At 73.2% G+C, this 11,733-nt stretch carries 13 protein-coding genes; 5 read left to right on the top strand and 8 right to left on the bottom strand.

Annotated elements, in window-relative coordinates; genetic code table 11:
* The first annotated feature begins 109 nt into the window (after positions 1-109).
* Positions 110-1,312 (top strand): glycoside hydrolase family 18 protein, encoded by a 1,203-nt coding sequence (locus OG570_RS20945; protein WP_442788288.1) that lies wholly within the window; start codon positions 110-112, stop codon positions 1,310-1,312.
* A gap of 71 nt (positions 1,313-1,383) precedes the next feature.
* Here OG570_RS20945 and OG570_RS20950 read toward each other — a convergent pair whose 3' ends face one another.
* Positions 1,384-2,523, bottom strand: coding sequence for an MFS transporter (locus tag OG570_RS20950; RefSeq protein WP_326943918.1), 1,140 nt, complete (start codon positions 2,521-2,523; stop codon positions 1,384-1,386).
* A 64-nt stretch (positions 2,524-2,587) separates the two neighbouring features.
* Between OG570_RS20950 and OG570_RS20955 the strand changes: the two genes are divergently transcribed.
* The gene (locus tag OG570_RS20955; protein ID WP_326951633.1) at positions 2,588-2,956 is read left to right on the top strand and encodes a MerR family transcriptional regulator; all 369 of its coding nucleotides are present in this window, start codon (positions 2,588-2,590) and stop codon (positions 2,954-2,956) included.
* A gap of 68 nt (positions 2,957-3,024) precedes the next feature.
* Here OG570_RS20955 and OG570_RS20960 read toward each other — a convergent pair whose 3' ends face one another.
* Positions 3,025-3,177 (bottom strand): hypothetical protein, encoded by a 153-nt coding sequence (locus tag OG570_RS20960; RefSeq protein ID WP_326958561.1) that lies wholly within the window; start codon positions 3,175-3,177, stop codon positions 3,025-3,027.
* 173 nt (positions 3,178-3,350) lie between these two features.
* Between OG570_RS20960 and OG570_RS20965 the strand changes: the two genes are divergently transcribed.
* The gene (locus OG570_RS20965; protein WP_326958563.1) at positions 3,351-3,521 is read left to right on the top strand and encodes a hypothetical protein; all 171 of its coding nucleotides are present in this window, start codon (positions 3,351-3,353) and stop codon (positions 3,519-3,521) included.
* A 7-nt stretch (positions 3,522-3,528) separates the two neighbouring features.
* On the opposite strand, the gene OG570_RS20970 is transcribed toward OG570_RS20965, so the two are convergent.
* Both OG570_RS20970 and OG570_RS20975 read right to left on the bottom strand, forming a co-directional pair.
* Positions 3,529-4,485, bottom strand: coding sequence for a helix-turn-helix transcriptional regulator (locus OG570_RS20970; RefSeq protein WP_247056616.1), 957 nt, complete (start codon positions 4,483-4,485; stop codon positions 3,529-3,531).
* Positions 4,486-4,804: 319 nt separating this feature from the next.
* Entirely contained in the window at positions 4,805-5,230 is a 426-nt protein-coding gene (locus OG570_RS20975; RefSeq protein WP_247056613.1) for a DUF5709 domain-containing protein, read from the bottom strand.
* A gap of 99 nt (positions 5,231-5,329) precedes the next feature.
* Here OG570_RS20975 and OG570_RS20980 point away from each other — a divergent pair, with 99 nt between their 5' ends.
* Positions 5,330-6,160 carry a cyclase family protein gene (locus OG570_RS20980; protein ID WP_326943915.1) on the top strand — a complete coding sequence of 277 codons (831 nt, stop codon included), beginning with the start codon at positions 5,330-5,332 and terminating at the stop codon, positions 6,158-6,160.
* Between the two features lie 74 nt (positions 6,161-6,234).
* Here OG570_RS20980 and OG570_RS20985 read toward each other — a convergent pair whose 3' ends face one another.
* From OG570_RS20985 to OG570_RS21000, 4 genes are all read right to left on the bottom strand, one after another.
* Positions 6,235-8,562, bottom strand: coding sequence for a putative bifunctional diguanylate cyclase/phosphodiesterase (locus tag OG570_RS20985; RefSeq protein WP_326958565.1), 2,328 nt, complete (start codon positions 8,560-8,562; stop codon positions 6,235-6,237).
* Between the two features lie 87 nt (positions 8,563-8,649).
* On the bottom strand, positions 8,650-9,471 hold the full coding sequence (locus OG570_RS20990; RefSeq protein ID WP_326958567.1) for an ABC transporter permease: 822 nt from the start codon (positions 9,469-9,471) through the stop codon (positions 8,650-8,652).
* Entirely contained in the window at positions 9,461-10,360 is a 900-nt protein-coding gene (locus OG570_RS20995) for an ABC transporter ATP-binding protein (protein WP_326958570.1), read from the bottom strand. The genes OG570_RS20990 and OG570_RS20995 overlap by 11 nt, the downstream gene beginning before the upstream one ends.
* Positions 10,269-10,856, bottom strand: a complete 588-nt coding sequence (locus OG570_RS21000; protein WP_326958572.1) for a hypothetical protein — start codon at positions 10,854-10,856, stop codon at positions 10,269-10,271. Before OG570_RS21000 ends, OG570_RS20995 begins: the two co-directional genes overlap by 92 nt.
* A 196-nt stretch (positions 10,857-11,052) precedes the next feature.
* Here OG570_RS21000 and OG570_RS21005 point away from each other — a divergent pair, with 196 nt between their 5' ends.
* Positions 11,053-11,685, top strand: a complete 633-nt coding sequence (locus OG570_RS21005; RefSeq protein WP_326943910.1) for a TetR/AcrR family transcriptional regulator — start codon at positions 11,053-11,055, stop codon at positions 11,683-11,685.
* Positions 11,686-11,733 lie beyond the last annotated feature (48 nt).

The following is an 11,733-nucleotide window of genomic DNA, read 5'->3' on the forward strand; positions in this document are numbered from 1 at the left end:
CCGCCCGCTTTTCGCTCTGTCCGCAGTGGTCTGGACCTGTTAGCCTCAGCCGGTCCGCCCAGCCGGTCCCGAAAGGGCGGTGACCCCCGAAGGGAAAGCCGTGCTCCGCATGAGAAAACGCATCGCCGTGATCGCGCTGGCGCTCGCCGCCGCCGCCGTCGTCGCGCCGCCCGCGGAAGCCGGGCCGGCCCACGGCGGTCAGTCCGACGGCAAGGTGATGGCCTACTTCGCCGACTGGGACGTCTACGCCCGCAACTACCACGTCAAGGACATCGAGACGTCCGGGTCGGCCGCGAAGCTGACCCACATCAACTACGCGTTCGGCAACGTGACCGGCGGCGGCTGCGCGGTCGGCGACCCCTGGGCCGACCACGACATGCCCTACGACGCCGCCGGCAGTGTCAACGGCCAGGCGGACAGTGGCACGCTCCACGGCAGCTTCAACCAGCTCCTGGAGCTGAAGAAGCTGCACCCGAAGCTCAAGGTGATCTGGTCGTTCGGCGGCTGGACCTGGTCGAGCGGCTTCACCGAGGCGGCGAAGAACCCGGCCGCGTTCGCCGAGTCCTGCTACAACCTCGTCAACGACCCGCGCTGGGCCGGCGTCTTCGACGGCATCGACATCGATTGGGAGTACCCCAACGCCTGCGGCCTGAACTGCGACACCAGCGGGCCGAAGGCGTTCACGGGCCTGGTCAAGGCGTTGCGCGCGAAGTTCGGGCACCAGCTCGTCACGGCCGCGATCACCGCGGACGGCTCGCGCAACGGCAAGATCGACGCGAACGACTACGCCGGGGCGAGCCGCTACCTCGACTGGTACAACGTGATGACCTACGACTACTTCGTCGCCGGCGGCAGCCCGGCCGGACCCACCGCGCCGCACTCGCCGCTGCGGTCCTACCCGGGCATCCCGACCGCCGGGTTCTACGCCGACGCGGCCATCCAGAAGCTGCGCCACCAGGGCGTCCCGTCGTCGAAGATGTTGCTGGGCCTCGGGTTCTACGGCCGCGGCTGGGACGGCGTGACGCAGAAGCAGCCGGGCGGCACGGCCACCGGCCCCGCCCCGGGCACCTACGAAGCCGGCGTCGAGGACTACAAGGTCCTCAAGACGACCTGCCCGGCGAACGGGAAGGTCGCGGGCACGGCGTACGCCAAGTGCGGTTCGCAGTGGTGGAGCTACGACACCCCCGAGACCGCGGCGGCCAAGGCGGGGTACGCGAAGTCGCAGGGCCTCGGCGGGGTGTTCGCCTGGGAGCTGTCGGGTGACACGACCAACGCGGAACTGCTGCGGGCCATCTCGTCCGGCCGCTGCTGAAAGCTGGAGGGCCCGGGCGCGAGCCCGCCCGGGTCCTTCGTCCAACTCAATACCGCTCAAGACGGCTGCACTCAAGACGGCTGCGGGAAGCCGTGCCGCCGGGCGCCGAGCACCACGGCGAGCACCGGCACCAGGAGCACGAGCAGCGTCCACGGGAACGCGGTGGGACCGGCGGCGTCGAGCAGGACGCCGCCGGCCACCCCGCCCGCGGCCATCGCGGCGTTCCACAACGTGACGAGCATGGCCTGCGCGTTGTCCGCGGCCTCGCCACCGGCGTTGCCGGCGGCGGTCTGCAGCAGCGTCGGGACGCCGCCCCAGCCGAGGCCCCACAGCGCCACGGCGACGTAGATCAGCGCGGGACTGTCCGCGATCATGAGCGCGGCGGCGACGGCGACCAGGATCGTGCTGAGGATCGTGAGCCGGCGCAGCGCGCGGTCGATCCGGGCGCCGACGATCCCGATGCCCGCCAGCGACGCGACGCCGAAGACCAGCAGGACGACGTCCACCGAGCCGCCGAGCCCGGCGTGGCCGAGGAACGCGGCGACGTAGGTGTAGAGCACGGTGTGGGCCAGCACGAACACGAGCGTCACGACCAGGACGGGCGCGACGCCCGGCACGGTGAGCGTGCGCAGCACGGGCAGCCGGCCGCCGCGGGCCTGCCCCGGGTGGTCCGGCACGCCGACGGCGATCCAGGCCAGCAGCACGACGGCGATCGCCGACATCACGCCGAACGCCGAGCGCCAGCCGAACAGGCCGCCCAGGAACGTCCCGGCCGGGATGCCGAGCGACAGCGCGAGCGGGATGCCGGCCATCACGACCGCGATGGCCTTGCCCTCCCGGCCGGCGGGCGCCAGCCGTCGGGCGTACCCGGCCAGCAGCGCCCAGACGACGCCCGCCGCGATCCCGGCGACGAACCGGGCCACCATCGTCAGCGCGTAGTCCGCGGACAGCGCCGTCACGGTGTTGGCGACGGCGAACCCGGCCACGCCGGTGAGCAGCAAACGTTTGCGGGGCCAGGTCGACGTCGCCGCGGCCAGCGGGATCGCGGTGAGGGCGGTGCCGAGCGCGTAGATCGTCACGGCCTGCCCGGCCGCGGACTCGCCGACGCGCAGGCCGGCGCTCATGCCGGGCAGCACGCCCGCGGGCAGGGCCTCGGTGAGCACCGTGACGAAGGCGGCGGTGGTCAGGGCGAGCAGAGCGGGGGTCCTCATGGGGATATGCTCGAACCCTCACATGGATGTGAAGGTCCAGCCCGGCGGACGTGAGGTGGCGCACATGCGGATCGGCGAGCTGTCCGAGCGCACCGGCACGTCCCGGCGGCTGCTGCGGTACTACGAGGAGCAGGGCCTCATCATCGCCTCCCGCGGCTCGAACGGCTACCGCGACTACGACGAGACGACGGTCGACCGCGTGATCCAGGTCCGCGGACTGCTGGACGCCGGGCTGCCGACGCGGATCATCAAGCAGATCCTGCCGTGCCTGGACAAACCCCGGGCGATCTACTTCCCGGACGCGACCCCGGAGATGCTGGCCACGCTGGAAGCGGAACGCGACCGCATGGCGCGTCGCGCGGAGTGCCTGCTGCGCAACCGCGACGCGATTTCCGGCTACCTGGACGCGGTCCGCGAGTACAACCGCGCCTGACGCCGCTGTCCGCTCGCCGAAGTCCGTGAATGCCACATCGACGGACACCATGTCCCTCGATGTGGCATTCACGGACCCGCGACGGTGGCCGGGTCGGCCGGGGCGGGGTTCGTCGCCGCGACCCAGTGCAGTGTGTCGGCTTCCGGCCACCAGCCGGCCGGGTCCGGGCGGGGACGGGCGCCCTCCTCACCCCACCAGCGCGGGGGCGCCTCGTCACCCATGTCCCCGACCGTAGGAGAGCCGCGCCGGCCCGCGCACCGGTCGGGTGCGGCCAACGTCCGGTACCGGCCAGCCGGCCGGTGGCCGGTACCGGACACTGACCGAAACCGCCCCTGCCGCCGCCGGCCGGGCGGGCCTAACTTGGCCGGGAGATCCCCGCTCCGGAAGGAAGACCATGATCAAGCGAGTGCTGGCCGGCCTGCTCGCCGCGGCGGCCATCGGCACCCTCGCCGTCCCGGCGGCCGCCGCGGCGCCGGGAACCGGCACGCCGGGGGGCCGGCCGCCCGGGACCGGCTGCGTCTGGATGTGGACCCAGGGCCCGCCGGAGTGCCGGAAGCTCGAGTAGCGCCGGCTCAACCGAGCCAGCCCAGCCGGGTGGCCGCGAACACCGCGGCCACCCGGTTGTCCGCCTGCAATGCCTCCAGCAGCCCCTGGACGTGCCGCCGGACCGTGCGCTCGCTGACGTCGAGGTGCCGCGCGATCGCGCCGTCCGTCATGCCGGTGGCCAGCAGGTCCAGCACCTTCGCCTGGGTCGGGGTGAGGCCGTGACGGGGCTGCGCGCCACCGCCGTCCACCGCGACCGCCTGGCTCCAGACCAGCTCGAACAGCATGCGCAGGGCCGCGACGATCGTCGGGCTGCGGACGAACAGCGCGCCGTCCATGCCGCTCGGGTCCAGCGGGACCAGCGCGGAATGGTGGTCGGCGACGACCATCTTCATCGGCAGCTCCGGCGCCACCCGCATGGCCCACCCGGCCGCGACGCTGGCGGCCACGACCTCCTTGGCGCCGTCGAACTCCAGGGCCGCGCGCTCGTAGACGTTGCGCAGCCGCACCCCGCGTTCGGTCACCGCGTCCGGCAGCCGCAGCACCGTGCCCGCGTCCGGTTTCCGCTTGAAGTGCCGCGTGGTGAACGTCAGGAACTCCTCGCGCGCGGACAAGCACAGCTCCAGCGACAGCGAGCCGATGCGCTGCGGGTCCGTCAGCACCTCGACGCCCGGGTCGCCGCCGCTGCCGTGCGCCGCGCGGTACACCGCCTGCAGCATGTCCAGCTGCTGGCGCGCCGCGACGATCTGGCGCTGCTGCTCCACGAGCCGCTGCTGCGCGCCCAGGATCGCGTGGTCGACGGCGCGCACCGGCTCCATCGGCGCGATCACCGGGTCGTCGCGGTAGTCGCGGCGCACGAAACCCTGGTCGAACAGCTCCCGCATCTCCGGGCTCTCGGCCCGCGGATCGTCCAGCGGCAACGGCCCGGTGCGCACCATCGCGTCGTACAGCGCGCCCGCGCCGGGCGTCAGCAAGCCCTCGAGCATCCGTGCCCCTCCTCCGGCAGCGGCGGGGACGTGGACGGCCGGATCCGGCCGGTGTCCGCTCTGCCACCTACCCCACGCGCCGGACGGCGGAAAGGATTAGGCCGGTCGGGAACTTCGCCGCCGGACCCGTCGAGGGGGCAGGTCCGGCGGCGGACCCGACAGGAGCCGGACAGCGTCGTGCAAGGGGACTGCGGCACGGTGACGCCGTCGTGGCCGGCACGAACCGCCGAGGGGGCGGGTCGTGTTCCCCAGCACGACGACCGCGGACCGGACTGTCGAGGTCCGGTGAGGTGGCGGGGCCGGACCCGGCCCCGCCACCTCACCAGCGGCGGGACGGGTCGATCACGTGGACGGCCGCTTCCTCCGCCGAGGCCGCGCCGCCGTCGACGCCCGCGTCGGAGGCGTACAGCTCCTCGTCGGTGTCCGCGCCGAAGCCCTCGTCCGAAGCGACGAGCCGGCCCGCGCGGACGTCGCCGACCTCGTCGTCGACCAGTTCGCCGTCGGTGTCCTCGCTGTCGCCCAGGCCGTCGTCGTCGGCGTCGTCGGCCAGGTCGGGGACCTCGCGGGCGAGCCGGCCGTCGAGGCTTTCGCCCTCCGCCGTCTCCCGCGCGGTCGTGCCCCAGTCCTCGGTCGCGCGCGTGTGCTCCGGCGGCGAGTAGCCCTCGGCCAGCTCGTCGCGGTCGAGCAGGGTGTCCTCGGGGTCGAGCACGCCGTTGTCGGCGTTGTCTTCGATGTCGTCGTCCATGGACCCCATCTTCGTCCAGCTCCTTGGGCCGCACCCGGTCCGGGTGATATCACGTGCAGGCCGCCGCACGGGCGGTGTTCCGGTGAAAGGTGATTCCCCATGCCGATGAGACGCAGGGTGCTGGCCGCGGGGCTGGCCGGGGTGTTCGGCGCCGCCGTGTCCGGGCGGACCGCGCAGGCCGCGACGGCGACGACCCCGCCGGTGCGGCTCGACCAGCTGAACCTGGTCAACCTGTCGCACGTCAACGACCCCGCGAAGACCAACGTGTTCCCCGGCGATCCGGCGTTCTCGCTGGAGACCATCGCGACCATCCCGGACGACGGCTACTACCTGCAGTTCGTCCGCGAAGGCGAGCACACGGGCACGCACTGGGGCGCGCCCGGCCACTTCAACACCGGTCAGCCCCTCGCCGACGCGATGGACCCGGCGGATCTATTCCGGCCCGCCGTCAAGATCGACATAAGAGCGAAGGCCGCGGCCGATGCGGACTACGGCGTCACGATCGACGACCTCAAGGCCTGGGAGAAGCGCCACGGCCGGATCCCCGACGACGCCGTCGTCGTGCTCTGGACCGGCTGGGACGCCAAGTGGGGCACCCCGGCCTACCCGAACACCGGCGCCGACGGCGTGCTGCACCAGCCCGGGTTCTCGATCCCGGCGGTGAAGTGGCTGATCGACACCGGCCGGCTGGGCCGCCAGGGCGGCACGGGCACCGACACGTTCAGCCCGGACGTCGGCACCGACGAGACGTACACCGTGTCCAAGCTGGTCTACCAGCGTCACCGGATCAGCCTGGAGATCCTGGCGAACCTGAAGGCGCTGCCGACGACGGGCGCGTGGGTGCTGGCGGGCGGCCCGATCAACCGCAGGGGCGCGGGCTCGACGGCGACGATCTTCGGCGTCCTCCCGCCGGGCGTGCACGCGGACTGAGCGCTGGGGCTCGTGAGTGTTTAGGGCGGTTAGAACCGCCCTGAACACTCACGACAAGCCGCGGCAGACCCGGGTCAGCTCGCCGAGAGCGGCGCGGCGCCCGAGAGGCGCAACGCCGACAGCGGCGCCGGGCGGCCGAAGCGGTAGCCCTGGGCCGTCGTGCAGCCCGCGCGGGTGATCAGCTCGGCCTGCTCGGCCGTCTCGATGCCTTCCGCGACCACCGCGAGGTCGAGGTCGGCGCACAGCCCGACCAGCGAGCGGCACAGGGCGGCGTCGCGCTCCGGCTGGATGCCTGTCGTCAGCGCGCGGTCCAGCTTGATCAGGTCGACCGGCAGCGCGTGCAGCACGGTCAGCGAGCTGTACCCGGCGCCGAAGTCGTCGAGCGCCACCCGGACGCCGAGGGCCTGCAGCCGCCGGATCGCGTCGGCGCCGGCCGCGAGGTCCGGCACCGGCACCGTCTCGGTGATCTCGACGACGAGGCGGTCCGCGGGCAGGCCGTACCGGGCCAGGCTCGCGCTGACGCTCTGCTCGAGCGTGGCCGCGCCGAGCCGGCTGGCGCAGACGTTGACGTGCACCGTCAGGTCCAGCCCGGCCGCGGTGATCTCGCGGCAGGCCAGGTCCAGCACCAGCGCGTCCAGCTCGGCCCCGAGGCCGGCGCCTTCGACCGCGCGGACGAACGTCTCGGGCGAGACCGGCGTGCCGTCCGGGGCGCTCCAGCGGGCCAGCGCTTCGACGGCCACCGGCGTCTCGTCGGCGAGCCGCACGATCGGCTGGAACACCAGCCCGAAGCCCTCCGGGACGCCGCCGGCCGCGCGGCGCAGCGCCGACGGGAAGTCCGGCGGGCCGTCCTGCGACGGCCGGTAGACCACGGTGGTGTCCTTGCCGAGGCGCTTGCCCGCGTACATCGACGTGTCCGCGCGGCCCAGCAGCACGTCGGAGGTGACCAGCGGCTCGGCCGGGTCCGGCACGACCAGGCCCATGCTCGCCCGCACCACGACCAGCGTGCCGTGCACCGAGAACGGCCGGCGCAGCGCGCCGCGGATCCGGTCCGCGACCGCTTGCGGCGCCTCGACCTCGCCTTCGAGCAGGATCGCGAACTCGTCGCCGCCGAGGCGCGCGACGGTGTCGGTCGAGCGCACGCAGCTCAGCAGCCGCTGCGCGACGCCGTGCAGCAGGAGGTCACCGCCGGCGTGCCCGAACCGGTCGTTGACCTCCTTGAAGTCGTCGAGGTCGACGAAGATCAGCACGAGCGGACGGTGGTCGCCGGTGGCTTCCGCGCCGTCGGCGACGGCCCGGTCGAGCCGGTCGCCGAACAACGCGCGGTTGGCCAGCCCGGTGAGCGGGTCGTGGTAGGCCTGGTGGGTCAGCTGCTGCTGGCCCTCGTACACCCGCCGCAGCAGCAACCGGTTGTCCAGCACGGAAAGCAGCTGCCGGGCGAGCACCAGGAACACCACGAGCACACCGACGAACACCTCGACGCCGTCCGGCCCGGCCCCGGCCACCAGCTGCGCGGTGATCAGCAGCGCCACGGCCGTGACCGGGATGTAGGGCAGCGCCAGCTGCCACCAGTCGACGCCGCCGGACTGGCCCGCGTCGTCGCGCCGGCGCGCGTTCGGCGTCGCCAGCAGCGCGAACGCGATGAACATCGGGCCGAGCACGAACCCCGCGTCGGCCCACGGCTTCATGCTCTCCGCGCCGATGCTGACGAGGTAGGCGAACACGCTGTCGGAGCAGGCGAGCGCGACGATCCCGACGGCCAGCAGCAGCAGGTTCGCGCGGTAGGGCCGGTCCACCCGGTCGAACACCACCAGCAGCACCGCGACGACCACGATGACCAGGTCCGACAGCGGGTAGGCGATGGCCACGGCCCATGAGCCCGCGTCCGGCGCGGTGGCCCGGACCAGCTGCCCGAGCGCCGCGGTCCAGGTCAGGATGAACAGCGAGCCGGTGACGACCAGGCCGTCGAGCACCACCGCGATGCCGAAGTGCGCGGTCCACTGCGCGGGCTGCCAGCGTTCGCGGTCCGGCCGGATCCGCGCCCGGGCCAGCGTGAACAACGCCGCGAGCGCGAAGACCGGGAAGCTCAGGTAGCCGACGTCGGCCAGCGACGGCGACGGCAGGCCCCGGCCGTCGACCAGCTGGAACCAGGACCAGACGCACTGCCCGAGCGACCAGCCGGCCATGCCGAGCGCGACGAGCAGCCGCCACCAGCGCTGGTGCCCGCGGAAGCGGCGGGCGACCAGGCAGCCGCAGACGACCGCGGCGACCCCGGCGCTCAGCTGCATGGCGTCGTCGATCCACAACGCGAAGGTGTCGCCCCAGAACGCGAACCCGTTGCCGGCGATCAGCGCCGCCGTGACGACGACGAGCGTGATCGCCACCGGGTACCGCCGCACTGTCATGGCACCTCACGTGGTCAAACCCGGTCAGTCGAACTGAGAAACACTACACCGGGCACGACCGGGAACCGGCTCACCGCACCGGCACCATCAGGCGATGTCACGCCGGTGGAGCAGCCACCCGCCGAGCACGGCGAACCCGACCAGGTACCCCGCGATCACCACGGTGGCCTGCCCGGACCCGACGATCTGCCCGACCCCGGGAGCACTCGCCCCGAACGACGCCGCGAGCGCGCCGGCGTTCGGCCCGGGCAGCACCTTCTGCAGCTCGGCGACCCACGTCAGCAGCGGCGCGGCGACCGAGGCGAGCAGGTTCTGCACGGCCAGCAGCCACACCAGGCCCAGCCCGATCGGCAGCGCGACCGAGCGCAGGCCGATGGCCAGCAGCACGCCGAGCGCGCCCCACATGGCCGTCACCAGCCAGCCGGCGCCGAGGCCCAGCAGGACGTCGGACGCGCTCGGCCAGACCAGCGCCTGGCCCTGCAGTGAGGCGACGAGCGCACTCGCGCCCGCGGTCGCCGCGAACAGCGTGAGCACCGTGGCGAGTGCCGCCGCCGTGACGACGACCAGCTTCGCGCCGAAGACCGTGACGCGCGAAGGGTTCTGCACCAGCACGGTCTTCCACGTGCCGAAGCCGTATTCGCTGCCCGCGACGAGCACGCCGAAGATCAGCGCGAGCGCGCCGACGAAGATCGGCAGCCCGCCGAGCGCGCTGCCGACGAACGCGTCCGGCAGCATCGCGCTCAGCCCGCGTCCGGCGCCGGGCCCGCCGGCCGCCGGGGCCCCGCCCAGGCCCGCGTAGGGGACGGCGTAGCCGAAGGTCAGCGTCAGCACGACGGCGACGGCCAGCAGCAGCCAGCTCGCGGGCCGGCGCGCCTGCTTCAGGAGCTCGGCTCGGATGTCACGCGGCATCGGGGGTACCTCCGGTCAGGGCGAGGAACGTCTGTTCCAGGTCGGGTTCGCGCCAGCGCAGCTCGCTGACGTCGAGGCCGGCGCCGACGAGCGCCGCGTTGATCCGCCCGGCCTCGCCGGGGTCGACGTCGAGCTCGAGCGCGGCGCCGTCGGCGTGGACGCGGTCCGCGCCGAGCAGCCGGCCGAGGTGCGCGCGGGCCTGGTCGAGCGGCCTGGCGACGACGCGCAGCGCGCCACCCGCCCGCAGGTCCGGCACGGTCGTCTCGGCGACGAGCCGGCCGTGGTCGAGCACGCCGACGCGGTCGCAGATCAGCTCGATCTCGGCCAGCAGGTGGCTCGAGAGCAGCACGGTGCAGCCGTCCGCGGCGAGCTTGCGCAGCGTGACGCGCATGTCGGCCATCCCGGCCGGGTCGAGGCCGTTGGTGGGTTCGTCGAGCACCACCAGTTCGGGCTTCTTCAGCAGCGCGGCGGCGAGGCCGAGCCGCTGCTTCATGCCGAGCGAGTACGTCGCGTACTTGTCCTTCGCCCTCTCGGTCAGGGTGACGACGTCGAGCACGGCGTCGACGCGGCTGCGCGGGACACCGGCGTGGTCGGCGAGGACCCGCAGGTTCGCCCGGCCCGAGAGGTACGGGTAGAAGGCGGGGCCTTCGATGAGCGCGCCGACGCGGGCGAGGCTGGCCGGGCCCGGTTCGGCGCCGAAGAGCCGGACGCGGCCGGACGTCGGCCGGATCAGGCCGAGCAGCATCCGCAGCGTCGTCGTCTTGCCGGCGCCGTTCGGGCCGAGGAAGCCGTAGACCTCACCGGCGCGCACCGACAGGTTCAGCTCCGCCACCGCGGCGGCCGGTCCGTAGCGTTTGGTCAGGGCGATCGTTTCGACGGGCAGGTTCACGGGTCTCCTTCCGGACGCGGCCCCACGGCTTGAAGACCGAGAGGACGCTGGCGAACAGCAACAGGCTGGGGGCGACGATCACGGGGTAGAGCAGGCCGGCCGGGTCACCCTGCGGGGTCTGCTCGGCGGCGAGCTGACGGCCGTACTCGGCCGCGTCGTAGAGCCCCGGGCGCAGCGCGAAGAGGATCAGCAGCGCCATCACGACGTTCACGGCCAGCTTCACGGCCACCCACCAGTAGCGGACGAGGCCGTACTTCGTGCCGAGGCCGAGCACGACGCCGGTGCCGAGCGTGAGGAGCGCGGCGATCAGCATCGGCCACACGGCGAACAGCTCCAGCGCCTGCAGGCTCGTGGCGACGACGGCGGGGTCACCGGAGATCAGCGCGGTGGCGACGAGGATGCCGAGGACCGCGTCGATCCCGATCCACGCGCCCCCCGAGACGATGTGGGCCACCAGGTACCACTTGCGGGCCCGGGCGCCGAGACGGCGTGTCATGGGTCCCTCCTTTCGCTGCCACCCATCCTCGGGATCCGCGCCGCCGGGGGCGTCCCCCGGCGTACGGCACTTGGGCCTACGGCAGCGCGCGTAGCCGGGTACGTCCGGTGTGGTGTGCGGGCCGGTTCTCCGGCCGCGTCCCGGGCGCCCCGATAGACTGAGTCCGGCACGCAGGACGAACCGGCAGGTGGTGCAGGTGACGCAGGCGAAGGAGCGGACCCGGGAGCGCATCTCCCGCAGCGGGGTGGACAAGTTCACCGAGCGGCGGGCGCAGCTGGCCGGGTCGGCGCTGCGGACGCTGGCCGAGCTCGGTTACGCGCGCACGAGCCTGCGGGAGATCGCCCAGAACTCGGAGTTCTCGCACGGCGTGCTGCACTACTACTTCGCCGACAAGGTGGACCTGCTCACCCACTGCGTCCGCCAGTTCGAGGAAGTCTGCGTCACCCGCTACGACGAGATCGTGGCCCGCGCGCGGACGGCCGAAGAGCTGAAGCGCGACTTCGCGGCGGCGATGGCCGCCACCCTGCGCGCGGACGCGAAGATGCACCGCCTCTGGTACGACCTGCGCAACCAGAGCCTGTTCGAGGAGTCGTTCCGCGCGGACGTCCTCGAGATCGACCGCCGCCGCGAAGAGATGATCTGGCACGTGGTGACGCGCTACGCGGACCTCGCGAAGACCCCGGTGGAGGTCCCGGCCCCGGTCGCGTACGCCCTGTTCGACGGCCTGTTCCAGCAAGCCCTGCTAAGGCACTTGGCCGGCGCACCCGACGTCCCGGAGGAGCTGGAAAGCGCCGTCCCGTCGGTGCTGACCCGGATCGTGGCCGGCTAGCGCCTCGCCGTCACACCGGCCGGACGCGGGTTTCGCCGACCACGACCG

Origin of the sequence: Amycolatopsis sp. NBC_01286, from assembly GCF_035982555.1 — a bacterium.
Classification (GTDB): Bacteria; Actinomycetota; Actinomycetes; order Mycobacteriales; family Pseudonocardiaceae; genus Amycolatopsis.

Bases quoted from the DNA above. Each gene is read 5' to 3' on its own strand.
- OG570_RS20945 (WP_442788288.1), top strand. From the start codon at position 110: ATGAGAAAACGCATCGCCGTGATCGCGCTGGCGCTCGCCGCCGCCGCC.
- OG570_RS20950 (WP_326943918.1), bottom strand. From the start codon at position 2,523: ATGAGGACCCCCGCTCTGCTCGCCCTGACCACCGCCGCCTTCGTCACG.
- OG570_RS20955 (WP_326951633.1), top strand. From the start codon at position 2,588: ATGCGGATCGGCGAGCTGTCCGAGCGCACCGGCACGTCCCGGCGGCTG.
- OG570_RS20960 (WP_326958561.1), bottom strand. From the start codon at position 3,177: ATGGGTGACGAGGCGCCCCCGCGCTGGTGGGGTGAGGAGGGCGCCCGT.
- OG570_RS20965 (WP_326958563.1), top strand. From the start codon at position 3,351: ATGATCAAGCGAGTGCTGGCCGGCCTGCTCGCCGCGGCGGCCATCGGC.
- OG570_RS20970 (WP_247056616.1), bottom strand. From the start codon at position 4,485: ATGCTCGAGGGCTTGCTGACGCCCGGCGCGGGCGCGCTGTACGACGCG.
- OG570_RS20975 (WP_247056613.1), bottom strand. From the start codon at position 5,230: ATGGACGACGACATCGAAGACAACGCCGACAACGGCGTGCTCGACCCC.
- OG570_RS20980 (WP_326943915.1), top strand. From the start codon at position 5,330: ATGCCGATGAGACGCAGGGTGCTGGCCGCGGGGCTGGCCGGGGTGTTC.
- OG570_RS20985 (WP_326958565.1), bottom strand. From the start codon at position 8,562: ATGACAGTGCGGCGGTACCCGGTGGCGATCACGCTCGTCGTCGTCACG.
- OG570_RS20990 (WP_326958567.1), bottom strand. From the start codon at position 9,471: ATGCCGCGTGACATCCGAGCCGAGCTCCTGAAGCAGGCGCGCCGGCCC.
- OG570_RS21000 (WP_326958572.1), bottom strand. From the start codon at position 10,856: ATGACACGCCGTCTCGGCGCCCGGGCCCGCAAGTGGTACCTGGTGGCC.